The following is a 23,046-nucleotide window of genomic DNA, read 5'->3' on the forward strand; positions in this document are numbered from 1 at the left end:
GGCATGCCGAACGCCTCCGTTCCTTATGGCAAGACGACAAACCGTCCACGCCGCGCCATCGAAAGCGTGGCCGCGCGAGACCGTCTCTCCCGGCCTCAGCGCGACAGCAAGGCGGCCACGCGCCTGGCGACGGCCTTGGCCGACTGCGGGTTTTGTCCTGTCACCAGGCGGCCGTCCGCCACCACTTTGGAGATGAAGGGCAACCAGGCTTTCTCATACAGCGCGCCGCGCCGCCGCATCTCCTCCTCGGCGTTGTAAGGCACTTTGCCGGCTACGCCGGCCAGCGCCTCTTCCCGCCATGAAAAGCCGGTGAGCCGGCGCCCCGCCACCAGCAACGCGCCGTCGGACAACCGGGTGTTCAGCAGCCCGCAATAACCGTGGCATACAGAGGAAACCACCCCGCCGTGCTCGTAGATCTCTCGGGTGAGCCGCTGCAACCCGGCGTGATCCGGGAAATCCCACATCACCGCGTGGCCGCCGGTGAAATAGATCGCGTCGAAGGTCGCCGGGTCGACATCCTCCGGCCTGGCGGTCTCCGCCAACAAGGCCCGCTTGTCGGCGCTGGCCAGCCAGGCCCGTGCGGAGGCGTCGATGTTTGGCCATTTCAGCGAGCGCGGCTCCAACGGGGAGACGCCGCCCAGCGGGCTGACCAACTGCTGGTCCCAGCCTTGCGCGGCGAACAGCTCGTAAGCGTGGGTCAGCTCCGACAACCACAGGCCGGTGGCTTCCGACGGGTCGACGTAGTGAGCGACATTGCTCACCACATGCAGAATGCGCTTGCTCATGACGGCTTATCCTTGTCGAAGTGCCGCAGGGGTTTGGGAGCGGTTCACGCCGCGCGGCGGGATTGGACCGGCGCTTGACCTGTCGCAGCATAAGTTACAAGTCAAGTGGATGGTCAAGACATTTTCGCCTGTCCCATCCGGCGCTTAGAACCTGTTCATAGTCTGCTGCGCTTCGTGAAGCGTTGTACGGTGAGTACAAACTCAAAATGCTCATGTGCCACTTGTACATTCCGCTTTTTCGCTTGCTTTCGCCTTGTCTCGCTCTTGCTCGCGAGACTTTGAACAGACTCTTAAAACCTCAAAGTCTGCAGCGCGTCGATAGGATGCTCGGACAAGAGCGTTGAAACCGTCTTAAAACGCTCATGCCCCCTCTAACGGCCTCGCCGCGCTCACAACGAGACGCTGAGCCGGCTGCCTCAAACGCCCTGAAGCGTGGTCAGAAAGCGCGCCAGCGCCGGATTGCCCGCGTCCAGGCGGCTGACGAAGGTCAGCGGCATCGGCAAGGACAGGTCCCGCAGCCGGAAGAAACGCGCCTGAGCCGGCGGCCGGCCCAGGTTGGCGGAGTTGACGATGGCGGCGCCGATGCCGGCGCAGACCAGGGACAGGATCGCCGTCTCGGTGCCCGCTTCCTGCGCCACCTTGAGATGCACGCCTTGTTGCTGACACGCGCCGATCAAGCGATCGTAATAGCCGGGATACGCTTCTCGCGGCAACATGACAAAGGGCCGGTCAGCCAGGCTGCTCAGCGCGACGGGGAGGTTTTCGTCGTGGCCGGTGTCCCAGCAACGCGGCAGCGCCAACACCACGTCGTGTTCCAGCAAGGGGATGCCGGCGACGCCTTCCGGCAAGGGCTCGTATTGGTAGATGAAGCCGCCGTCCAGCGTGCCCTCCGCCAATGCGCCCAGTTGCCGCGGCGTGTTCAACACACTCAGTTCCAGCGCCACCTCCGGCGCCTCCGCCTGGAAGCGGCTGAACGCCTGGGGCACCAATCCGTCCCAGCCGGCGTTCTCCACGCAGCCCAGCCGCAGCCGGCCCAACAGCCCGGCGGCCACGCGCCGCGCGCCCTCGGCCGCGTCGTCCAGAACGGCCATCGCTTTGCGCACGTCGCGCAGATAACTTGCGCCGGCGGCGGTCAGCTTGAGGCCGCGCGGCGCACGTTCAAACAAGGGCAAGCCCAATTCTTGTTCCAGGTCCTGGATTTGCCGCGACACCGCCGGCTGAGTGATGTGCAGGCGCTCTGAGGCCAGGCGCACGCTTTGGTGCTCGGCCACGGCGATGAAGTAACGGAGATGGCGCAATTCCATGCAGAGTCTTTCGGCTTGGCTATGCTTTAAAGTTATCATGAATTAATAATTCGGCATTGGAAAGCATTGATGATTTCCGCGATAGTGGCGGTCAAGCAGCCGACGACGCCGGCGTCCCCCCTACCCGCAGAGACCGATATGAGCACCATCAGCCCCACTTACCAGCTTGGCGACGCAAAAATCACCCGCGTGACGGACACGCTGCTGCACGGCCTGGCCCCCTCCTTCCTCTACCGCGACTGGAGCGACACGCTGCTGGAGCGGCGGCCCGGCCTGCGCGGCTTGTTGGATGCGGAAGGCGCGAGCCTCACCCTCAGCGTGCACAGCTGGGCGGTGGAATGGGCCGGCCAGGTGTTCTTGATCGATACCGGCATCGGCAATGACAAGGAGCGCGCGTTCAACCCGCTGTTCCACCGGCTGCAAACGCCCTTTCTGGAACGCCTGGCCCAACTGGGCATCCAGCCCGCGGATGTCGACCACGTGCTGCTGACCCATTTGCACGCGGACCACGTGGGCTGGAACACGCGGCTGATCAAGGACCAGTGGACGCCCACCTTCCCCAAGGCCCTCTATGCTTTGCCGCAGGGCGATCTGGACTTCTTCGCCACGCCGGAGGCGGACAGCCGGCGCATGGTGTTCGACGACAGCGTGGCGCCGGTAATCGCCTCCGGTCAGGCCCGCGTCATCGGCCGGGACGGCGGCGACTACCAGGACGGTTTCCGCTTCCACCCCACGCCCGGCCATTGCGCCGGACACATGTCCATTTCACTGAGTTCCCGCGGCGAGACGGCGCTGTTCTGCGGCGATGTGATGCACACGCCGATGCAGGTCTACCGTCCGGAGTGGAATTCCGTCTTCTGCCGGGAGCAGGACGAGGCGCGTAAATCGAGGCGCTGGCTGCTGGACTTCGCCGCCGAGCGCAGCGCCCTCGTGTTCAGCGCGCATTTCTCGGGCTCCTCGGCCGGCCGGGTCACGCGCCGGGACGGCGGCGATTTTGACTGGCAATTCCTTTGAGAACGTGTTTACGATCTCGCGAGCTAAGTGGAGCGCCCTAGCCCGCGCAACTTTGATCCGTTGCCGACAAGCTGCTCTAATGCCTGCTGTGCAGTGCGAGACCTTGCACGGACCCCAACCCCAGGAGCTTCCCATGCCCCTTCCCATCCTGGCGCCGCAGGCCGTGGCCGCCCAGGCCCAGGCCGCCGGCCTCAGCCTTGATCCCGAGCGCCTGGAGGCCGTTGCCGCCGCCCTGGCCTTCATCCGCGCGGAAATCGCTAAGCTGGACCAGCCCTGCCTTGCCGACGCGCGCTTTGCCCAACCCTTCGATCCAGACTGGAGGTCAGCGCCGTGCAAGCTTATCAATTGAACATCATGGACGCCGCCCGGCTGATTGAGAGCGGCCAGCTGTCTCCGGTGGAACTGACCCGCTCGGTGCTGGAACGGGCGCAACAGCGGGAAGACCAGTTGTCCGCCTACGTCGCGCTCGCCGCGGACCAGGCCATGGCCGACGCGCGGCAGGCCGAACTGGACATCCGCCGCGGCGATTACCGCGGCGTTTTGCACGGCATCCCCTATACGCTGAAAGACTTGATAGACGCGGCCGGCCTGCCCACCACCGCCAGTTCGCGCGTGCGCCGGCATCACCTCGCCGCAGCCGACAGCGCGGTGGCGGCCCGGCTCAGGCAAGCCGGCATGATTTTGACCGGCAAGACGCACACTCATGAGTTCGCGTTTGGCCTGACCACGCCGCAAAGCAACAACCCCTGGGCGCCGGAGCGCTCCCCGGGCGGCTCCAGCGGCGGTTCCGCCTCCGCGGTCGCCTACGGCGGCGCGCTGGCGGCGCTGGGCACCGACACCGGCGGCTCAATCCGGGTGCCGGCGGCGCTGTGCGGACTGGTGGGCCTTAAACCCACTTACGATCTGGTGCCCCGCCAAGGCGTGGTGCCGCTGTCCGGATCGCTGGACCATGTCGGCCCCATCGCCCGCACCGTGGCCGACGCCGCGGCGCTTTTGGACGCCATCGCAATCCGGCAGCCCGCGTCGGCCGACAGCTACCGCCAGGGTCTGGACCAAGGGGTGGAGGGCCTGCGCGTCGGCGTGCCCGGCAATTATTTCAACGATCGCATCGCGCCGGAAATCCAAGCCTCGCTGCGGGAGCAGCAAGCCGAGTTGCTTGCGGCCGGCGCGGTGCTGGTGGATGTCGACATCCCGCTGGCCGACCTCATCATGCCCACCCAATGGGGCTTGGTGGCGCCGGAAGCCGCCGCCAATCACAGGGACGAGCTACGACGCGTTCCGCAGTTGTATGGCGAGGAAGTTAGGACGCTGCTGGAAGCCTGCTCGCTGGTGCCGGACAGCGATTATGTCCAGGCCCAGCGCGCCCGGATCGCGCTGCAGACCGCTTGGCGGCGAATGTTCGCCGACATCGACCTGTTGCTGGCTCCCACGGTGCCGCATACCGCGCCGCTGCACGGACAAGACAGCTTCGTCTGGCCGGACGGCGTCGAGGAGAGCGTGGTTTCCGCCTATATTCGACTGAGCATGCCCGCCAATGTGTTGGGCCTGCCGGCGCTGACGGTGCCGGTGGGGCTGGACCAGGCCGGACTGCCGTTTGGCGCGCAACTGATAGGCCGGCCTTTTGACGAACGCGCAGTGCTGCGCGCCGGCCAGGTGTTAGAGGACCGCTGCCACACCCGGTTTGACCTGCCGCGGGCCTAATAACCTGTTTACGATCTGCCGCGCTTCGTGAAGCGTTGCACGGTGAGTACAAGCTCAAAATGCTCATGTACCCCTCGTACATTCCGTTTTTTCGCTCGTTTTCGCCTTGTCTCGCCTTAGCTCGAGAGATCGTAAACACGCTCTAAAAGCCTATTCTCGCTCTGCCTCGCACCGGCTCACAAACCGCCCAGCGAGCCGTCACTCAGGCTCTTGGCCATGGTTTTAGACGTGTGCAGAAAAGCCGCCACCGCCGGGCTGACGTGCTTCCGGCTGGGCACCGCCAGACCCACCGCGCGCCTCACCTTCGGCGCCAGCGGCTTTTTCACCACCCCGGGACACAAGGCCAGCAAGGGCGCCGGCACCGCGAGATCGGCGACGATGGACACCCCGGCCCCGTTTTCCACCATTTTGACGATGGTGATGATCTGGGCGTAGCGGTGCTTGACCATGGGCCGCAGGCCGGCGTTTTCAAACAGTCTCTCAATCAACGTGGTGTTGCCCGCCAGGGTCATGATGAAAGGCATGTCGCACAAATCCGCCAGTTCCACAGCCGGCTGGCCGGCCAGCGGATGGCCGGACGGAATCAGGGCCACAAATTGGTCCTCCACCAGCGGCAAGGTGTCGAAACGCTCGTCCGGCAGCACCACAAAGCCCACATCCACCCGGCGCTCGCTAACCCACTGCGCCACTTCGTCGTCCTCGCCCTCTTCCACGAACACGTCGATTTCCGGATAAGCAGCGCGGAACTGTTCGAGAATGCGCGGCAACAACAGCAGCGACGATGTCGTGCCGAAGGAACCGATGCGCAGCACGCCGCGGTTCAAGCCCCGCGCCGCCGACGCTTCCTGACGGATCGCCTCGGCCACGCCCAGCAGCTCGCGCACGCGCAACAATAGGCTGTTTCCGGCCTCGGTGGCTTCTATGCCGGCCTGGCCGCGCGTCAGCAGCGTCAGCCCCCACTCCTTCTCCAACTGCTTGATCGCGTGCGATACCGCCGATTGGCTAATGCCCAATTTGTCCGCCGCCGCAGTGAAGCCGCCCAGCTCCGCCACCAGCGCAAAAATTTCCAACTGCGTAAAGGTCATGACCGTCTCGCCCACTCATGAGCAAAAGCTCATTTTTCCATGAATTGAAACAATCAATAGTATATACGCACCCACATAGCATCAGGAGGCCGGACCTCTTGCCCGGCGCCCACCATGACTCACCCAAGCTCCATCGCCATCGCCGCGCAGCCGGCGCGCGCGCACGCCGCTCTCAGGCCGGCCCTGACTTTCAAACTGGCGCTGACCGCGCTGTTCTGGGGCGGCACCTTCATCGCCGGCAGAGTGTTGGCGCAGTCCATGCCCTTGATGACCGCCGCCTTCGGCCGCTTTCTGGTGGCCGCTCTGCTGCTGGTGCTGGTGGCCTGCCGGTTGGAAGGCGGGCTGCCGCGGCTGAACCGCTCTCAGATCGCCGTCACCGCGTTTTTGGGCTTCACCGGCATCTTTCTCTACAACGTCTGTTTTTTCGGGGCGCTGGCGCGCATACCCGCCGGCCGCACCGCCTTGTTCGTCAGCCTCAACCCCATCATGACCGCGCTGGCCGCCAGCCTGATTTTCCGGGAGCGTCTGGGCCTGCGCCGCTGGACCGGCATCGGCGTGGCCTTGCTCGGCGCCATGGTGGTCATCACCCGCGGCGATCTTGCCGGCACAGTCCACGATTTCAGCCAATCCTTCGGCGCCGGCGAAGCCCTGATGAGCCTGGCGGTGCTGAGCTGGGCGGCCTACACGCTGGGTTCGCGCAAAGCGATGGAAACCCTGCGCCCCATAGCGGCCACCACCTACGCCACCCTGTGGGGGCTGGCCTTCCTGTCCCTGGGCGCGGCCGGCGAAATCGGCTCCGTTCCGTGGGCCTCCTTTGGATGGCGGATCTGGCTGTCCATGCTTTACTTGGGGGCCATAGGCACCGTGGTGGGTTTCATCTGGTATTACCAGGGCATCCGGGAAATCGGCCCGTCGCGCGCAGCCGTGTTCACCAATCTGGTGCCCGCCTTCGGCGTGATCTTGTCCGCGGGGCTGCTGGGGGAACCCATCTTGGCGTCCATGTTGGCGGGCGGCGCGCTGGCGGCGGCGGGCGTGTCCTTGACCAATCGAAAATGAGCGCCCGGCCGCCTCCGTTCATGCCGGGCGCGGCCATCGGGCAAATCCTTAGTACGAATACCTAAACCAAGGCATTTGATTTGCAAAACGAATAAAATCGCATTGACAGTCAAAGTCGCGCTGCTAGGCTTCAATTCCCAAACCCCTTAGGGAGAAGCCCCATGGCCAGCCCGCTCACCCTGCTGATGCCGGTCGTCCCCGGCACCAGCTTGCAAGCCATCGCCGCCACCTTGGCGGAATACCAGCCGAAGTTGCATGAGGCGCTGACCTCCATCGGCACAGTCCATTACGCGCGCACTCTGCTGCTGGACCGCTCCGCCGCCAATTTGCAGCCCACCGGCCAAGCCGGCGACAACTACGTCATCGCGGTGATCACCGAGTACGACGGCAGCTTCAACGCCTACATCAACGACTTCGTCGCCCAGGTGGGCAACGTCTTCGACGCCTTGCTGCAATTCGTGGTGGGCGGCAAAGCGCTGATTCCGGTGGCCAATAATGTGGCGGCCTTCCAGGCCTTCGTCACCAAGAACGACGCCTCCCAGCAACCACCCAACAACGGCGACGGCACTCAGAACGACAACGGTTTGTACCAGGCCTACCCATACACTGTGCAGACCATACTCGCCGCGCTCGGATAACCCACCTTCGCCAGGCGCGGGCGGCCCCCGCTTGCGCCGCGCGCGGCCCGGTCCACGCCCGCCCTTGCTGAAAGGCCCGCCATGAACAGCCCCGTTCTCCAATACGACGATATCCAAGGCACGATTTTGCGCGGCTACCGCGTGGACTTGGCCCGGCACTTCGTCCTGAGCATTCGCGATCCGGCCGCCGCCGGCCGCTTCATCCGCAAACTCGTGACCGGACAGGACGGCCTGCCGCGCGTCACCACCGCGGAACGCTGGCTGAAAAAACCCGGCTGCTTTCTGAACATCGGCTTCACCTGTCCCGGGCTGGCCGCGCTGGGCGTCAACGCGGAACAGTTGGCCAGCTTCGATCCGGCCTTCCAGTTGGGCGCCACCAGCGCGGCCTCCGCCAGCGCCGTCGGCGACGTGGGCGACAGCGCGCCGGCACAGTGGATAGGAGGCCTGGCCGATGGCGGCCGGGTGCATGTTTTGCTAAGCCTGTGGGTGGCCAAGGACCCGGCGCTGCTGGAAAGCCTCAGCGCGCGCCTGCGCCAGAGCTTCGCCGACGGTTTCAGCGAGCTGTCCGCTCACGACGCGCAAGCGCTGCCGGACAACCAAGTGCACTTCGGCTATCGCGACAGCATTGCCCAGCCCACCATCGCCGGCGCGCCGGCGCGCAAACGCCAAGCTCCGGATGATCAGGAGGTCGTCGCCACCGGGGAATTTCTGCTGGGCTACCTCAACCAAAGCGGCGGCGTGTACTCGGTCAAGCCCGAACAGCTCAGCCGCAACGGCAGCTACGCCGCCTTCCGCATCCTGGAACAGGACGTGGCCGGCTTCGACGCGTTTCTGAACGAGTACGCGGCCAAGGCGGGCATAGACCCCGAGCTGCTGGCGGCCAAGGTCTGCGGACGCTGGCGCAACGGCAACCCGCTGACGCTGCGGCCGGATGAGGCCGGCGCCACCTTGCCCGCCGACCAATTAAACGACTTCAACTACGTCAACAGCCAACCGTCCCAGGACGACACCCTGGGCCTGAAATGCCCGATAGGCTCGCATATCCGCCGCAACAACCCTCGCAACGGCGCGGTGGTGGGCACAGACAGCTCGCATCACCGCATCGTGCGCAGGGCCATGCCTTACGGCCCGGCTTACGACCCGCTCCGCCCCACCCAGGCGGCGCGCGGGCTGATCGGCTACTTCATCAACGCCAGCCTGAGGAATCAGTTCGAATTTCTCAGCAGCCAGTGGAATCTGCTCAGCGACTTCGTCAAATCCGCAACCGAACCGGGCAACCCTGACGCCGGCAACGCGGTGTTCAATATCAGCGGGGAAGATGTGTTCCTAGGCGTCAACAGCGCCGCGGACAGCAGCTTCACACTGGCCGCGCCCGGCCGCATGGGCAAGAACAACACCGTGCTGAAGGGCTTCTCGCGGATGATCACCACCCGCGGCGGCGCGTATTGCTTCTTCCCCGGCATCGGCGGCCTGAGCTACTTGGCGGACCTGGCCGCGCCTTGAGCTTAGGCCGGCCTGCCGTATTGCTCGCGGATAAAGTCCGTCATATGCGCGGCCAGGATCTGGTGCACCTCCTGGCTGGGGTGCACCTCGTCGTGGAACAGGTGGCGGTGCGAGCTGTCCAGCGGCCGTGTGTCCCCGGCGAAACCGAACACGCGCGGCAGGTCGATATAGCCCTCGTGCTTATTGTGCATTGTGTCGTAATCCACTTTTTCCGCCAGCGACATCAGATAGTCCAGCTTGGCGCCGATATCGAAGAAACGAATGGTCAGCCCGACGTCCTGGTAGCGGGCTTGCAAGGCCTCCACCGCCTGGCTCAGTTGCCGGTTATGTCGCTGCGACAAGTCTTTCAGCTTGGCGGCCTCCTCCGGCGGCTGCTTTCGCGCGTTCACGGTTTTCGACAAATCCGGCGCGCCGGCCACCAGAATGTTCTTCACTCCCTTGGCCACCAGCTTGTCTATCTGCCGTTCGTAGGTCCGGATTACCTTGTCCACGTCGGTCTTGCCAAAAGTCATGTAGTCGTTGGAGCCCAGGGCCAACACCGCCATATCCCCGGCTTGGAAATCATGTTTATTGATCTGGCGCTCCATATGGGAAATGAACATGAAAGCGGGGTTCCACTTGGAGTACTTGCCGGCCACCGCGCCACCCTCTGCGTAATTGACCACCTGCTTGCCCAAAAAAGCCTTGGACGCCAAGAAATCCGGCCAGGCGAAGCCATTGGTGAAACGCCCTTCATAGTACTGACGCGAAGACGGCATCACTCCCAGGCTCTTGCTCAGCATGCGGCCCTCCGAATCCGACAGGCTGTCGCCTATCACCACCAGGCGCTGGATATGGTTCAGACTCTTGCCTTCCCCCGCCGCCGAGACCGGCGCCTTGCCCTGCACCGCCTGGTTCTTCAACGCCAGCGCGAACAGCGCCTTCTTGTCGAAGTCAAGCGAGCTCACGGAATCCGACTGCGACAGCGTGGCGGGATCATGCCGCAATTGACGCAACCTCATGATCAGCCTGGACGCCTCCGCCAGGCGGGCCTCCTCGCGCTGGACGCAGTGCCTGGGCACTAGCAGTTTTCCGGGTACGAGTTTGCAAGTCATCGGCATGGCGTAAGCTCCTGTGCGTGATCCGTGGCGCGATCGATTGGTTTTCAATGAGCCGCAGCATGCCTAAACGCAAGAACGCAAGCTTGCTTAAAACGATCACGCCGCCGGCCGCGCGCGCAAAAAAGCCCTGGCGTCGCAGGGCTATTTCTGGACTCGAACCGTTCCCGGCCCGGTCAGCGGCTCCTATCCCGTTGAAACGCCAGATGTTCGCTGGCGTAACGTCGCTGCTCCCTCAAGAACCCCTGGATGCCCTGCCGCATCGCCACCGCCATGTCCGGCCGCTTTTCCGGCTTGCAGATATAGGTCCATAGGAAATCCTCCTGCGTGTCCGGCTGAATGTCCTCCATCTTGGCATGCTCAAACTCGGTTTCGCGTGGTTCGCCCTTCACATCGAAAACCACCGTCATCGGCATCATGATCAGTCGCTGCCTGCAATGGATCTCGTACAAAGACTGGCTGTAGGCATAACCCGCCATCGGTTTGCCCGCCTCGAATCTGGGCGCGCACAGCGTCCAGAATTTGGTAGTGCCGTGAGGCGATTGCGCGATGCTGTCGGTATCGATCAACAGCCCGCCCTCGCTGGGGTTGAAATAAGTGAAATCCCAGCTGGAGGCGCTGGCCATGGAGGAGCACAAGACAAAAACGCAGACGATGACTTTCAACATTCTGATTCCCAATATTTTTCCAATCAATACGCGCAATGCAGCTGCGGCGGGCATGATAACAGCCCTGGTTTTTCCTTGTGAATGGCGGGGCACTCCGCCAAGTCTTGAGTGGGTCGCGAACCAGGATTGTTTTCTTAGAACCTGCTCAAGGTCTGCCGCGCTTCGGCGATACGGCGTTGAAACCCGCTTCGAAATGCTCATACCCGCTTTCTCAAGTGGTTTTCGCCCTGCTTCGCTCTTGCTCGCGAGACTTTGAGCAGGCTTTGACTTATCCAACTGCGGATCGGAATGGCGATAGTTGGTTTGACCGGCTTCTGGAAAAACCCGCGCCGACTCGTCGCGAAACAGGAAACGGACAATAGCGGCCAGACCGCATAGCCTAAGCCCGCCGAATGCCGCCAGTCCCATTTGCCAGTTCCCGCCTCTTTCCTCGCAAAAACCCATATGGCATTTTATGCGTTTTCCCGGCTCGCGCCGCCCTACCTCTGTCTACCGGAGAACGTTTTGAAACGCACACTCTCGATGCTGGCGCTGGCCGGCGCCGGCTGGCTGGCCTGCGCCGGCGCATCCTGGGCGCAGGCCTCCCCCGCCGGCAGCGCTCCTAGACTGGCGGCGCGGCTGGCGGTCTGCGCCGCGCCGTGGAAGGCCGCCACGCCCTACCCGGCCGGCAGCGTGGCTAGCCATCACGGCGTCAACTTCACCGCGGTTTATTGGACCCAAGGCAACACGCCGGACGCCAGCAGCGGCGCGGCGGAAATCGGCCAACCCTGGACCGCCGGAGCGCGCTGCACGCCGGCCAGCAGGAACAAGGCGGCCAACCCGGACGCCAACTTCTCTCCCAGCACGCTGAAATTCCTGAAAGCCAACACTGGGCTGGACGGCGAGCAGTGGAACAACATCATGAAACTGGTGAACAAGCCGGAGCAGGACTCTCTGGACTGGCCCAAGTTTTACGGCTATTGCGAGGACATCGACGACGAGCGCGGCTTCACCATCGGCATTTTCGGCGCCACCACCGGCGGCCCCCGCGATCAGGGGCCGGACGGCCCAACACTGTTCAAGGAGTTTGACGCCGCCAGCGGCGCCGGCAATCCCTCCATCGCCGGCGGGCTGGCGCGCGCCGGGGTGCGCGGCGGCATGCAAGGGCCGGTGCTCAAGATCAGCGATAGCGAGAAGGTGTTCTGCGGCAAGATAGCCGCGCTGCAAAACAACGCGGCCTGGCGCGAAGCGATGTGGCAAACCTTTTACAAAGTCTACATCCAGTACAGCGTGCGGCAGGCGCGCCAACGCGGCTTCGGCAGCGCGCTGACGATAGGCTCCTTCGTGGACACCGCGCTGAATCAGGGCGCCAGCGGCGGCGGCGACACGCTGCAGGGGCTGCTGTCTCGCTCCGGCGACGGCGACGAGAAAACCTTCATGACTCGTTTTCACGCCGAGCGCAGCAAGGTGGTGGACACCAATGAATACAATCAACCGCCCAATGGCAAGAATCGCGTCAAACAGTGGAGCGGCTTGCTGAGCCAGGGAGAAACCGACTTGAAAGACGCCGACGCCGCGGTGTTGAAAGCCACCAACTGGAAAATGAAGTAGCCGGCTGTCGCGCGCCTCAGGCCTTGTCCGCCGGCGCCGAGGCCTCCCGCGCGCGGCGTAGCCAGCCCAGCACTCGCTCATGATCCACCCGCGGAATGCCGGCCTCAGTGAGCAGCGGCAAACGCTCCCGCGCATCGCCGAAAGGGCCGGGGTTCTGCTGGATGATCTCGATGAAATCCGGCCCAACCCGGCTGACGATGGCGACATGGCCGTAACGATTGAAGGTCCAGGGCGCGAACACGATCAGATCCTCTTCCCGCGGCGCGTCGCCGACGCCGTTGCGGTACTGCAGCAGGCCGCGCTCGGGATTGAGCGCCCCATTGTCCAGAAGGGGCAGGAAGAAGTCCCGAGCATGGCCCTTGTCTTGCGGCATTTTGTGGCCAAAGCGCTGGTAGTAATAGCGTTTGACGAACTCCACGCACTGATAGCGCAAGCCCAGGTTGTAGCCATCCGGCGTCAGGTTGCGCCCTTCCACGTTCTGCACGCCGCCGTTGTAATACACGGCGACGCCGTTGAACGCGTCCACCTGCTCGCCCACTACGCGGTCCCAATTGCTATTGAAATGAGTAGCCGCCCAGTAAACGCCGCCCAGCAACGCAAACAGCGATAGCGCCGCCTTGCCTTTGCTCAACTTCACCGCGGCTCCACCCCTGGCGCGGCTTGCTCGTCCAGCCAATCGTCCAGATGACAGGACTCGCCGGAGCGGATCGCGTCGATTCCCTCCACCCGCAAGGCCGGCTTACCGTCCCGCTCCTCAAACTCGCCCAAGATCCGCGCCGAGGTTCTGGCCCTATCGTCCAGCGCCTGCGGCGACACGCCCGGCCATTCCGTCAACGGCCGGCCTTCCCGGCTCAGCAGCAGATAGACCGGCTTGCCTATGCTGCAACGAGTCAAGCGCATGGCTCCCTCGTTCATGCTCAACATGCCGATATAGATATCCGCCGCCATCGCGGCAAACGGCGTCAGCGCGCCCAAAACCACCAGCATCAACTTTCGCGAAAACATGCTTGTCTCCTTGCTGCCGCCATCGGGATCAACGGCCAAAAAATCGATCGGCATGTTAACAGTTGCCTCGCGAATGGACCAGCCTCTCCTGGAGCGCGGCTAGCCGTCGCCGCCCGCTCTTGCTATATTGGCGGCCTTCCGTCCTAAGCCCAAACGCCGCCCATGACCCTCCCCGCCCGTTTCCTCTTCGCCAGCTTGGCGCTGGCCCTGACTGCCGGCTGCAAGCCGCAAGCGATGCAGGCCAGCTACCACTGCGCCGACGCTACCCGCTTCCACTTCAGCCGCCAGAGCCAAACGGTGGAATTGATCCGCGGCGAACAGCGCTTTCAGGGCTATATGGACGAACGCGGACTACTGACCTGGCCGCGCGGCGCCACCGGTTTGCCGCTGCCGGACAGCTTCTTCGTCACCCGCAAGCAGCCGGACCAAATGAAGCTTTACGGCGGCTTCGCCGGCACCGGCCTCGCCTGCGAACTGGATAAAGGCCGCTGACACCCTGCCGCCTCTCTCAGAACCTGTTTACAATCTGCTACGCGTCGGCGATACGGCGTTGAAAAGCGGCTTCACAATGCTCATATCCGGTGTGTACACTCCGCTTTTTCAACCATTTTCGCCTTGTATCGCTCTTGCTCGCGAGATCGTGAACAGATTCTCAGAGCTCCCTCCTCCAACCGTACCGAAAGGCCAGCAGCCGAATTCTCCAGCGCCAACTTTAATGAGATAAGCATATTCTTCGTGCCGCCAATACGGCGTTGAATCTGCTGTCTCTCACTTTCATTTGGAGATCCACCATGGCTTGGACCGGTACTGTCGCTGCGAACAATCCCAACGGGGAGCCCACCACCATCACTTACAACCCCGGCGATGTGATCACCATCGTCGCGTCCGGCTGGGCCGGTTACGGCCCGCAACCCAATTGGGGCCCGCAGGGCGACAAGAGCCACCCCAATCAGGGCCTGATCTGCGGAGACGCCTACTGCGGCGCGCTGGTGATGAAAATCGGCGCCAGCGGCTTCATCCCGGTGAACACCGGCCTGTTCCGCTGGAAAGCGCCGGCCAACGCGCAAGGCCAGATCACGCTGTACTACAACGATGTGCCCAACACCTACGGCAACAACTCCGGTTCTTTCCAGGTAAGCATCGGCAAAGACGCGGTCTGATCGCGCTCTCCCGCTCGCAAGCAGCCCCTTCAGGGGCTGCTTTTCCCCGATCTCGACAGGGCGAGAGTTGTCCTGTTTCTGGACAAGCTCGCCGGCGACGCGACGGCTCAAACCTCAGCCCCGGTCCAAAATACGTGGCCCCGGCCCCTGTGCGCCCAATGCATCGGCTGGATTACGCAACGGACATTCCTCCAGGCTCAAACAGCCACAACCAATACAACTGTCCAGTTCATCCCGCAAGCGCGTCAGTTTCACAATCCGCAGATCCAGGCTAGTACGCCATGTCTGAGACAGTTGTTGCCACTGCTTGCGGCTCAGCGGTTGGCTGGTGTCGATGTCGCGAAACACTTCGGCGATTTCCGCCAACGGGATTCCAGTACGCTGCGCCACTTTGATGACCGCGATATAACGTAGCACCGCAGAAGTGAAGCGTCGTTGGCCTCCCGCGCTGCGCGTACTCCGTATCAGACCCTTGCCTTCGTAAAAATGAAGGGTGGATACCGCCACTCCGCTACGACTAGCCACCTCACCCACCGTCAGCAATCTGGAAAAATCAATGGCTCGACCTTGCGACATTGGCATTGACCTCAAGTTAACTCGAGCCATTATAGTGGCCACGCCTGGCCTGCTCACAGTCGCGGCGGCCCGGCATATCCATACCGGCATCGCGGATGGTTAACAGGCCCGCCAAAAGGAGAGCGAAATGCAAGCACGTATTGACCGGATTTTGAGCAGCCCTGCGCTATGGCTGGCTGCCCGCTTGTTTCTGGCCGTGGTTTTTGTCAGCGGCGGCTTGGCCAAGGTCATTGATATCGAAGGCAGCCTGGCGGAAACTCGGGCCGCCGGACTTGAACCCGCCGGGCTGTTCAATGCTGCGGCAGCAATAGCGCTATTGTTCGGATCGCTCTTGCTGTTGCTGGACCGGGCATTATTCTTGGGCGCCCTGATTCTGACCGGTTTTCTAGCGCTCACTATCCTGTTAGTGCATAGCTTCTGGCAGCAGACCGGCCCTCAAGCGCAAATATCGCTGTACTTCGCGCTGGAGCATATCTCCTTGGTTGGAGGCTTGCTGCTAGCCGCCATAGTCAGCACCATGCGACGTCGGCTCCTGCCGGGATAAAACGACAGGCTTCGCATTTAGCGGTTTCTCAATGCTGCGCCGCCAACCAGGCCAGAGCAGCCTCCCTATCGTCGAACACGCGAAACTGCCGGCCCCGGCGCGCTTCGTGCAGGTATTCGCCAAACCGCTCACCATAAGCGGCGCCGTCTACGAACACCCCAGCCACGGCAAGACGGTAGTTGACCAGTTTCTGGATGAACTCCCCGGCAAAACGGCTGCTCAAGTCAAAAAACGCCGGCGGCAAGGCTCCCTCCGCCAGCAGCACGCACGGCGCGTCGTGCTCCGCGCACAGCGCCACCAGTTCCAGCGCCTGATCCAGGCTTTCCACGCCGGCTAGGCATTCAATCAACCTCGCCTGTTTGACGGTTATCACTTGAGCTTGCATTTTCGCTGCCTCGCTTGCCGGAAAAGACAAATGATGCCAAATCAATACGCAGTGCGACAAGCGCCATTAGATCATTCATGCGAATTTTCAATATCGTGGTAGTACCTATATCGGCAGTCTGATCCTTAAACCATATTGATGTCTGCCCGACCGAAAAAAGGAACGGGCCGGCGGCCTCCCCACCAGGCCCGCCGCGGCGCGCACTCAATGCCAGCAAGGGGTCCTGCTCATGAATCATCTCAGCCATATCATCATGCCGGTACTGCGGGATTTGCCCGCCTCCCACCTCAAACGCGAGCTGCTGCAAGCCTTTGAACGGCACGGCCGCCACTTTGAAGCAATCGAAGCCGGCTTTGCGCGCCTGACCTCTCAGCGGCAAAGTCCTGAGACCTTGCGCCGTTTTTTTCAAAGCTGGAGCCAGACCAACAATAGCGCGATGACGGTGGCCGGCATCAGCAACCGGATGACCTTGCTCATTCACACCGGCCGGCCGGTAGCGGACCGCGAAGCTTTATTGGCCGCCATGGTCTGCTTGAACCGCATCGTGGACGAGGATTTGGCGGTCACGCACAAAATTCTGCACGCCCAGATGTACTACAACATGGCCACGGGCATTGTCGGAGATGACCAGTGGCTGTCCCATGCCTACCTCCACCCCAGCGCCAAGGCCTTCAAGAGCTGGAAGGACCATCAGTCGCTGCGCGAGCCGGACCTGGCCATTGCGCTGCTGACCACGCTGACGCACGAGATTTACACTCACGGCGAAGTGGAGTTCATCCTGCCTTTGTTCCGCCGCTGGCTGATTCAAACCCTGGGTTTCACCGAGCGCGACGCCACTCGTACGCTGGGCTGGATCAGCGTGCACTGCGGGCCCACCGAGAAAAACCACTTCTTTCACGCCATGAACGCTATCCGCCACTACGCGCGGGCCATGGCGCTGGACTTGGAGCGCTATAGTCTGGACGGCATCGTCGGCGCTTACCTGGAACAAAAGGCGGCGGTGCTGGAAACGGTGGCGCTGGACGTCGCGGCGGAAGCGCTGTGAGCGGAACCGAACCGCCGCTCTTGCGGCTGGCGGACCAGGCCGCCGCCGCGCCGCCCGCCTGGCCGCCGGGCACGCCGCCGCTGTTCGCCCCGGAGCAGCTGGCGCGCGCCCGCGTGGAGGTGTCCGCCGGCTATCTGAGCAGCCTGCATCGTCTGAGCGCGCTGCTTGACGCCGCGTTCCGGGCCATCGTCGGCCGCTATTTCCTGGACCCGCGCATCCGGGCGCTTTATCAGTTGCCCAAAGCGATGGAGGCGCTGCTGCTGCATGCGCACGGCCGGCCTTACAGCGTGGGATTTTACCGCCCGGACTTCATTTACGACCGCGGGGGCCTGCCGCGCATCTGCGAGGTGGGCGCGCGCTATCCAATGAACGGCTGGATGATCAGCCACTGGCTGGGCCAGGCTGAGGGAGACGACGCCTTCTTGAAAACGCTGCGTCAATGGCACCCGCCCGGCTGCGTGGTGGCGCTGGCGCACGCCCGCGAACCTGGCACCGAGATTTTTCTGCTGGCGGAAACGCTGCGGCGCGACGGCGCTCACTTTCTGTCCGCCCGGCCGGAAGCGCTCAGCGTCCGCAACGGCAAACTGTGGCTGGACGGCCGCGCAGTGGACCGCTGCATTCTGGAAATGGACCGTAGCGAACTGCCGCTGTTGCCGGACAAAGTGCTGGACCAGTTGCTGGACAGCGGCGCTTATTTCAACGATATCCGCACGCTGATCCTGGTGCACGACAAGCGCTCTCTGGCGGTCCTGAACCGCGAGGACATCATGCGGGACTGCCTGGACGCCGACGATTACGCCGCCCTCCGCCCCTTCCTGATCCCCTCCTTCGCGCCGGCCTCGCGGGAAGAGGCCGAAGCCCTGTTGGCGCTTCCCGGCGATTTCATCGCCAAGCCCAGCAGCGGCGGACGCGGCCTGGGCTCGCTGGTGCGCTCCGCCTGCGGCGAAGCCGCCTGGCGCAAGCTGGTGCGGGAGCAATGGCCCCGGTACATGTTTCAAAACTATATTGAACAAAGCGAATTCGAGGACCCGGAAAGCCGACAGCTCATCCGGCTGGTGGGCATGCAGCTATGCCGCGACGCGGAAAGTTACGGCCCCGGCGTGTTTCGCGGTTCGGACGAATTGATCATCAATCTGCACCAACGCCGCGGCAAGCTGTACTCCGCCGCCGCCGCGGCCTGAACCGGTTTGCACAGGGGGCTTCATGCGGCATTCGGTCATTATTCCGCTGTACAACAAACGCGCCTACATCGGAGAAACCATCGCCTCGCTGGCGGCGCAGGAGAAAGCGCCGCACGAGATCATCATCGTTGACGACGCCAGCACCGACGACAGCGCCGAGGCGGCGGAACACGCCTTGCGCCACCACGCTCAGGATTTAAGCCATACCCGCAGCGTGCTGCTGCGGCTGCCGCGCAACAGCGGCCCCGGCGCGGCGCGAAACGCAGGGCTGGCGCTGGCGGGCGGCGAACTAGTGAGCTTTCTGGACGCGGACGACTGCTACCGCCCGGACTGCCTGCGCTTGCTGGAGCAAAAAATGAACGAGCACCGGCTGGACCTGGCGGTGCTGGGCTATGACAGCGCGCCGCCGGAGGAGCGCTTCCCGCAACTGGGCGCGCTGCGTGCCGAGTGGGAGCCCCTGGAGGACGAAGTTTTCCTGCTTCCGCGCCCGCTGCGCACCGCCGGCCATCCTGACTTTTTCATGGGCCGGGCCAGCAATGTGGCCGCGCGGCGGCAATGGCTGCTGACGCAGCGCTACGTGGCCGGCGCGCGCTTGAACGAGGGCATCGATTTCTGGTATCGGGTGTTGAAGGAGATCGTCGCGCACGGCGGGCGCGCCGGGGTGCTGTCCGCTCCGCTGATTCGCTTCCGCATTCTGGCGGACAGCCTGTCACACCGGCCGTGCCGGGATTGGCGGCTGCTGGCCACCCCGCCCACCGTGCTGCGTTATGCCGGCAGCCAGGACGCGGACGAGCTGCGCCTGGCTCGCATGCTGGCGCAGCGCTGGCTGGATTACGCGCAGGAGTCGCTGCCGGACGCCGCGCAGCGGCGCGCCTTCCTGGCCCGCCATCGCCCGCTGCTGATCCAGCTGGGGCTGCCGCAAACAGACGCGGCGAGGCTGCCGGCATGAACGCGCCGCTGACCCAGCCTTCCGCGTCGGCCCGTCAGCAAGCCTTGTTGCGAGAGTGTTTCGAGCTTGCCCGCGCCCATCCCTTCTATCAGACGCTCTACTGCGGCGTAGACTGCGCCGACGCCGCGCAGCCGCTGGAAAAAGCGGTTCTGCAAGCCGCGTTGGCGTCGTTTGCGCCGGAACGGGAGGCTTCCGGCCTCTATCTGGTGCGCTCCGGCGGCAGCACCCAGGCGGCGCTGATCTTCCCGGTGGATATCGCGGAAAACCTGGCCCAACGACAGGCGCTGGCGGACCGGCTGCGCGCCGACGGGATGTTCGGCCCCGCCAGCATCGCCCTGAATCTGTTTGGCTACGCCAACCTCTACCGCACCGCCGCCATCGTCGACGATGTGCTGGAGCGCTGCCAGGCCACCACCCTGCCGATGAGCGCCCACGCCGCCGACGCCGACATCCTCGCCGCGGCGCTGCAGTTCCGCCCCAGCCATATATTGGGCACCCCGTCGCGGCTGGCGCTGTTCGCCGCCCACCTGGAGGCCGCGGATGAGCGTTTGGAGATTCCGCAACTGCTGTACGCCGGTGAAACCCTGCACGCATCCACTCTCGCACGGCTGCGCGCCGCTTTGGGCGCGGGTCAGGTCTGGTCACTGTACGGCGGCGCGGAAACCGGCATCTGGGCCTGGAGCGACGCCAGCCGCCGCCCCGGCCTGTTTCGGGTGCTGCCGCGGGTGGCGGTGGAGATCCTGCAGCCGGACGACGCCGGTTACGGCCGCATTGCAGTCAGCAACGCCTGGCGGCGGCGCTTTCCGGTGTTTCGCTACTGCGTGGGCGACATCGGCCGCTGGGTGGAACGCGACGGTGAACGCTGGCTGGAATTGCGCGGTCGCGACGGCCGCTCCTTCCGCCTCAATGAAACCACTTACGAACTGGACGACTTCGCGAAGCTGGCCGGCGCGGAAGACGGCTTCCAGATCCAACTGGACCGCGACCCAAGCGGCCGCGAGCGGCTGACCCTGCTGCTGGCCGGGCCGCTGACCACCCCCGCGGAGGCGGCCTTGCGCTCGCGCCTGACGGCCTTGCTCGGCCAGGCGGACGCCTGCGCCGTCGCGCTCATACCGGCGGCGCGAGCACAATGGCGGCTGGACCCCATCACCAGCAAAACCCAGCCAATCGTGGACCTGCGGGCCTGAACGCCTGTTCAACATCCACTGACTTCGAACAAGCTGCCCCCGGCGGACCGCCATCCCGGCCGTCCGCCGTCCTCGCCCGCCCGCTCACAAGGTCTGGAAATAGAAGCGGTAATCGCCCTGCCCGAACAGCATCGACATACTGGTCAGATTACTGTTGGCCGGCGTGCCCACCAGGGTCAGGATGGGAATGGAGTCGTGACCATATTGATACGCCTGGGTCTGCGGGTTGTAGCCGAACTGGTAGAAGGTGTCCACGCTGCCCACCTTGAAGGCGTACAAGCGATAGGTGCTGCCGTCGAACAACATCGACCAACGGTGAAAATCCGTATCCCCCGGCGCGCCGGTGACGTTCAAGGTGGGAATGGAGTTGTAGCCGTACTCATAGTGGTTGGTGGAACGGTTGAAGCCAAACTGGTACAACACCGTGGGCGCGCCCAAGCGCCGCAAGTACAAGCGGTACGTGCTGGTGCTGCCGTCGTAAAGCATGGACACGCTGCTGGCGTCCGCGTCCGGCGGCGCGCCGGTGATCTTCAGCTCCGGGATGGAGTGGAAACCGAACTCGTACTTGGACGTGGCCGGATTGAACGCGGCCTGATACAAGGTGTTCGCGCTGCTGCCCTTGAAGAAATACATCCGGTAGTACTCGCCGTCGTTGAGCATGGTCCAGCGCGCCCAGTTGGTGTCGTTGGGCATATTGGCGATCGCCATATTGGGAATGGACCCGCCGTAGGCGAATTTGTAAGTGCTGGTGTTGGGCACATAGGCGAACTGATTGACTGATGGCATGACGCTTTCCTCCGAAAAGTGAGTCAGCTGCCCGGCGCCGGCGCAAGGCCGGCGCCCTCCATACGGCAACAGCAGCTGGCGAAACCGGCGCAAACGGCAAAGCGCCGGCGCGGCGCGCGGGCTTGCTCGTTCAAGCGGGTTTTGCCAGCGGTTCTACCCCTTGCTCGGCGTGATGGTCTCGCGATGGCGCATGGATTTCTCCTCCCCCGCGCGGCGCGCGGGCGAAGCGGACGAACAAACAGCCACTAAGTCGTCAATCAGGGGCGGGCGCCTTGGCGCGGTCGAGGCGGGGCCGATAATGGCGGCGATAGGGACTTCAACTAGCCAGTAATAGCACCTCGAAAGCCGGGCATGCCTGTCCTTTGGGACTGGGTAGAATATATCGGTTACAGCCGTTACAAATTGCGCGCTATGCCGCCCGCCGCAGCCCCCATAGAATGCACGCCATCGACAGCGCCGATCGAAGCGCCGCCTCACCCAAGAGAAAGCACGCTCCATGAGAACAAAGGGATTCATCTGCCTGGCCCTGGCCGCCCTGCCGGCCTTGAGCCAGGCCGCCATGCCCATTGCCCAACTGAACCAGCAAGCCGAAAAAATCTTCAAGGACAGCCAGGCGGTGGGCATGGTGATGGTGGTGATAGACAAGCAAGGCAGCCTGCAGCGCTTTTACGGCGAAACCCGCCCCGGCAGCCGCCAGACGCCGGACGCCAACTCGCTGCTGCGCATCGCCAGCCTCAGCAAACTGATGACCAGCGAAGTCCTGGCATCCATGGCGCTGGATCAGCGGCTCAAGCTGGACGACCCGCTGCAAAAATTCGCGCCGGCCGGCGCCCGGCCGGCCAAGGCCTTGGGCGGCCAGCCCATCACCCTGCTGCACCTGGCCACTCACACCAGCGGTTTCCCGCGCGAGCTGCCGGGCGTCAAGCCGCGCGACACGCCGGTTTTCGTCTGGCCCGACCGGCAACAGCGCTGGCGCTGGCTGTCCAAGACCAAGGCCCGCTTCGCTCCGGGACAGAGCGCGCAATACTCCAACCTGGCTTACGACTACCTGGCCGACGCGCTGGCCGTCGCCGCCGGCAAGCCCTACCCGGCCTTGCTGCGCGACACCGTCACCGGACCGCTGGCCATGCGCGACACCACCTTCAGCCCCAGCCCCGCTCAGTGCGCGCGCCTGCTGCGCGGCGTGGAAACCAGTCCCTGCGTCAACACCAGCGCGGCCATAGGCAGCGGCGGCGTCTATTCCACCGCCGCCGATATGCAGCGCTGGCTGCAAGACCTGGTGCGGCCGCAGAACGAGCAGCGCAAGCGCCTGTACCAGCAAACTTTCCAGATGCGCTATCAGCGCGCCGAGCTGCGCAGCCTCGCCGGCATGGACGTGCCCGGCAAGGCCGACGCGCTGGGCCTGGGCTGGGTGGCCTTGCGCGATCAGCCTAACGCCAGGCCCTTCCTGCAAAAAACCGCCGGCGGCGGCGGCTTCTTCAGCTATGTCGCCATCGATCCCCAGCAGCAGACGGCGGTATGGGTGGCGCTGACCCGCGGCAAGCAAACGCGCTACCAGGCCATGAGCGACGGCGCCAACCAGTTGCTGCTGGCGCTGAACCGCGCCTAGGAACCGGCTTGCGATTCGCGGCGCGTCGCGGGGACTGACACGGCGGACGCTCGCGCGCCGCTTGACCCTTCCGCCGCAACGCCCGGCCTCGCCCTGGCTCGCGAGGCTTTGAACGGACGCGAGCCATTCTTCAAGCCAGGCGCGTCGACCGCGCCCGGCGCTCCGCCCTTCCCCTTTC

At 64.0% G+C, this 23,046-nt stretch carries 26 protein-coding genes; 15 read left to right on the plus strand and 11 right to left on the minus strand.

The features are described from left to right. Window positions 1–95: 95 nt before the first annotated feature. Together MOV80_RS16915 and MOV80_RS16920 are read right to left on the minus strand one after the other, a co-directional pair. The gene (locus MOV80_RS16915; RefSeq protein ID WP_019102495.1) at window positions 96–785 is read right to left on the minus strand and encodes a type 1 glutamine amidotransferase domain-containing protein; all 690 of its coding nucleotides are present in this window, start codon (window positions 783–785) and stop codon (window positions 96–98) included. A gap of 416 nt (window positions 786–1,201) precedes the next feature. Next, the gene (locus tag MOV80_RS16920) at window positions 1,202–2,089 is read right to left on the minus strand and encodes a LysR family transcriptional regulator (RefSeq protein WP_249605335.1); all 888 of its coding nucleotides are present in this window, start codon (window positions 2,087–2,089) and stop codon (window positions 1,202–1,204) included. A gap of 69 nt (window positions 2,090–2,158) precedes the next feature. Between MOV80_RS16920 and MOV80_RS16925 the strand changes: the two genes are divergently transcribed. The 3 genes from MOV80_RS16925 (at window position 2,159) to MOV80_RS16935 (ending at window position 4,804) form a co-directional block, all read left to right on the plus strand. Next, window positions 2,159–3,103, plus strand: a complete 945-nt coding sequence (locus MOV80_RS16925) for an MBL fold metallo-hydrolase (RefSeq protein WP_198001578.1) — start codon at window positions 2,159–2,161, stop codon at window positions 3,101–3,103. 133 nt (window positions 3,104–3,236) lie between these two features. Beyond that, entirely contained in the window at window positions 3,237–3,452 is a 216-nt protein-coding gene (locus tag MOV80_RS16930; protein WP_019102498.1) for a hypothetical protein, read from the plus strand. Beyond that, window positions 3,434–4,804 (plus strand): amidase, encoded by a 1,371-nt coding sequence (locus MOV80_RS16935; RefSeq protein WP_118267883.1) that lies wholly within the window; start codon window positions 3,434–3,436, stop codon window positions 4,802–4,804. Before MOV80_RS16930 ends, MOV80_RS16935 begins: the two co-directional genes overlap by 19 nt. A gap of 176 nt (window positions 4,805–4,980) precedes the next feature. On the opposite strand, the gene MOV80_RS16940 is transcribed toward MOV80_RS16935, so the two are convergent. Then, entirely contained in the window at window positions 4,981–5,889 is a 909-nt protein-coding gene (locus MOV80_RS16940) for a LysR family transcriptional regulator (protein ID WP_081575615.1), read from the minus strand. Window positions 5,890–6,003: 114 nt separating this feature from the next. On the opposite strand from MOV80_RS16940, the gene MOV80_RS16945 reads away from it, so the two are divergent. From MOV80_RS16945 to MOV80_RS16955, 3 genes are all read left to right on the plus strand, one after another. Then, on the plus strand, window positions 6,004–6,945 hold the full coding sequence (locus tag MOV80_RS16945) for a DMT family transporter (RefSeq protein ID WP_200123245.1): 942 nt from the start codon (window positions 6,004–6,006) through the stop codon (window positions 6,943–6,945). A 161-nt stretch (window positions 6,946–7,106) separates the two neighbouring features. Further along, window positions 7,107–7,583 carry a hypothetical protein gene (locus tag MOV80_RS16950; protein ID WP_019102502.1) on the plus strand — a complete coding sequence of 159 codons (477 nt, stop codon included), beginning with the start codon at window positions 7,107–7,109 and terminating at the stop codon, window positions 7,581–7,583. Window positions 7,584–7,664: 81 nt separating this feature from the next. Further along, a complete protein-coding gene (locus MOV80_RS16955) occupies window positions 7,665–9,086 on the plus strand; it encodes a hypothetical protein (protein ID WP_019102503.1) in 1,422 nt (473 codons plus the stop codon). A gap of 2 nt (window positions 9,087–9,088) precedes the next feature. On the opposite strand, the gene MOV80_RS16960 is transcribed toward MOV80_RS16955, so the two are convergent. Beyond that, window positions 9,089–10,186, minus strand: a complete 1,098-nt coding sequence (locus MOV80_RS16960; RefSeq protein ID WP_232060395.1) for an SGNH/GDSL hydrolase family protein — start codon at window positions 10,184–10,186, stop codon at window positions 9,089–9,091. Window positions 10,187–10,359: 173 nt separating this feature from the next. After that, window positions 10,360–11,259, minus strand: coding sequence for a surface-adhesin E family protein (locus MOV80_RS16965; RefSeq protein ID WP_162897083.1), 900 nt, complete (start codon window positions 11,257–11,259; stop codon window positions 10,360–10,362). 96 nt (window positions 11,260–11,355) lie between these two features. Here MOV80_RS16965 and MOV80_RS16970 point away from each other — a divergent pair, with 96 nt between their 5' ends. Beyond that, window positions 11,356–12,441 carry a chitosanase gene (locus MOV80_RS16970; RefSeq protein WP_240333816.1) on the plus strand — a complete coding sequence of 362 codons (1,086 nt, stop codon included), beginning with the start codon at window positions 11,356–11,358 and terminating at the stop codon, window positions 12,439–12,441. Between the two features lie 16 nt (window positions 12,442–12,457). Here MOV80_RS16970 and MOV80_RS16975 read toward each other — a convergent pair whose 3' ends face one another. Next, window positions 12,458–13,078 carry a CHAP domain-containing protein gene (locus tag MOV80_RS16975; RefSeq protein WP_019100809.1) on the minus strand — a complete coding sequence of 207 codons (621 nt, stop codon included), beginning with the start codon at window positions 13,076–13,078 and terminating at the stop codon, window positions 12,458–12,460. Next, on the minus strand, window positions 13,075–13,446 hold the full coding sequence (locus MOV80_RS16980) for a hypothetical protein (RefSeq protein ID WP_141113227.1): 372 nt from the start codon (window positions 13,444–13,446) through the stop codon (window positions 13,075–13,077). The genes MOV80_RS16975 and MOV80_RS16980 overlap by 4 nt, the downstream gene beginning before the upstream one ends. Window positions 13,447–13,608: 162 nt before the next feature. Here MOV80_RS16980 and MOV80_RS16985 point away from each other — a divergent pair, with 162 nt between their 5' ends. Together MOV80_RS16985 and MOV80_RS16990 are read left to right on the plus strand one after the other, a co-directional pair. Then, entirely contained in the window at window positions 13,609–13,938 is a 330-nt protein-coding gene (locus MOV80_RS16985) for a hypothetical protein (protein ID WP_019100807.1), read from the plus strand. 299 nt (window positions 13,939–14,237) lie between these two features. Next, the gene (locus tag MOV80_RS16990) at window positions 14,238–14,606 is read left to right on the plus strand and encodes a LecA/PA-IL family lectin (RefSeq protein WP_019100806.1); all 369 of its coding nucleotides are present in this window, start codon (window positions 14,238–14,240) and stop codon (window positions 14,604–14,606) included. A gap of 114 nt (window positions 14,607–14,720) precedes the next feature. On the opposite strand, the gene soxR is transcribed toward MOV80_RS16990, so the two are convergent. Then, entirely contained in the window at window positions 14,721–15,182 is a 462-nt protein-coding gene (gene soxR, locus MOV80_RS16995; protein WP_039754197.1) for a redox-sensitive transcriptional activator SoxR, read from the minus strand. Window positions 15,183–15,309: 127 nt separating this feature from the next. Between soxR and MOV80_RS17000 the strand changes: the two genes are divergently transcribed. Then, a complete protein-coding gene (locus tag MOV80_RS17000; RefSeq protein WP_019100803.1) occupies window positions 15,310–15,726 on the plus strand; it encodes a DoxX family protein in 417 nt (138 codons plus the stop codon). 28 nt (window positions 15,727–15,754) lie between these two features. Here the strand turns inward: MOV80_RS17000 and MOV80_RS17005 are convergent, their stop codons facing one another. Next, complete coding sequence (locus tag MOV80_RS17005) at window positions 15,755–16,111, minus strand: DUF4180 domain-containing protein (protein WP_249605336.1); 357 nt, start codon at window positions 16,109–16,111, stop codon at window positions 15,755–15,757. Further along, window positions 16,068–16,358, minus strand: coding sequence for a hypothetical protein (locus tag MOV80_RS17010; RefSeq protein ID WP_141113228.1), 291 nt, complete (start codon window positions 16,356–16,358; stop codon window positions 16,068–16,070). The genes MOV80_RS17005 and MOV80_RS17010 overlap by 44 nt, the downstream gene beginning before the upstream one ends. Between MOV80_RS17010 and MOV80_RS17015 the strand changes: the two genes are divergently transcribed. From MOV80_RS17015 to MOV80_RS17030, 4 genes are read left to right on the plus strand one after another with little or no spacing between them, the layout of a single operon-like run. Further along, window positions 16,341–17,156 carry a hypothetical protein gene (locus MOV80_RS17015; RefSeq protein WP_043593048.1) on the plus strand — a complete coding sequence of 272 codons (816 nt, stop codon included), beginning with the start codon at window positions 16,341–16,343 and terminating at the stop codon, window positions 17,154–17,156. The two genes, MOV80_RS17010 and MOV80_RS17015, sit on opposite strands and share 18 nt — an antisense overlap. Then, window positions 17,153–18,337 carry a hypothetical protein gene (locus MOV80_RS17020; RefSeq protein ID WP_043593046.1) on the plus strand — a complete coding sequence of 395 codons (1,185 nt, stop codon included), beginning with the start codon at window positions 17,153–17,155 and terminating at the stop codon, window positions 18,335–18,337. The genes MOV80_RS17015 and MOV80_RS17020 overlap by 4 nt, the downstream gene beginning before the upstream one ends. A gap of 22 nt (window positions 18,338–18,359) precedes the next feature. Further along, window positions 18,360–19,286 carry a glycosyltransferase family 2 protein gene (locus tag MOV80_RS17025; RefSeq protein ID WP_019104611.1) on the plus strand — a complete coding sequence of 309 codons (927 nt, stop codon included), beginning with the start codon at window positions 18,360–18,362 and terminating at the stop codon, window positions 19,284–19,286. After that, complete coding sequence (locus tag MOV80_RS17030) at window positions 19,283–20,473, plus strand: AMP-binding protein (RefSeq protein WP_019104612.1); 1,191 nt, start codon at window positions 19,283–19,285, stop codon at window positions 20,471–20,473. The genes MOV80_RS17025 and MOV80_RS17030 overlap by 4 nt, the downstream gene beginning before the upstream one ends. An 84-nt stretch (window positions 20,474–20,557) precedes the next feature. On the opposite strand, the gene MOV80_RS17035 is transcribed toward MOV80_RS17030, so the two are convergent. After that, the gene (locus MOV80_RS17035; RefSeq protein ID WP_048413902.1) at window positions 20,558–21,259 is read right to left on the minus strand and encodes a hypothetical protein; all 702 of its coding nucleotides are present in this window, start codon (window positions 21,257–21,259) and stop codon (window positions 20,558–20,560) included. A gap of 496 nt (window positions 21,260–21,755) precedes the next feature. On the opposite strand from MOV80_RS17035, the gene ampH reads away from it, so the two are divergent. Further along, window positions 21,756–22,868, plus strand: a complete 1,113-nt coding sequence (gene ampH, locus MOV80_RS17040; RefSeq protein ID WP_249605337.1) for a D-alanyl-D-alanine-carboxypeptidase/endopeptidase AmpH — start codon at window positions 21,756–21,758, stop codon at window positions 22,866–22,868. Window positions 22,869–23,046 lie beyond the last annotated feature (178 nt).

It is taken from the genome of Chromobacterium sp. IRSSSOUMB001, from assembly GCF_023507765.1.
GTDB classification, from domain to species: domain Bacteria; phylum Pseudomonadota; class Gammaproteobacteria; order Burkholderiales; family Chromobacteriaceae; genus Chromobacterium; species Chromobacterium haemolyticum.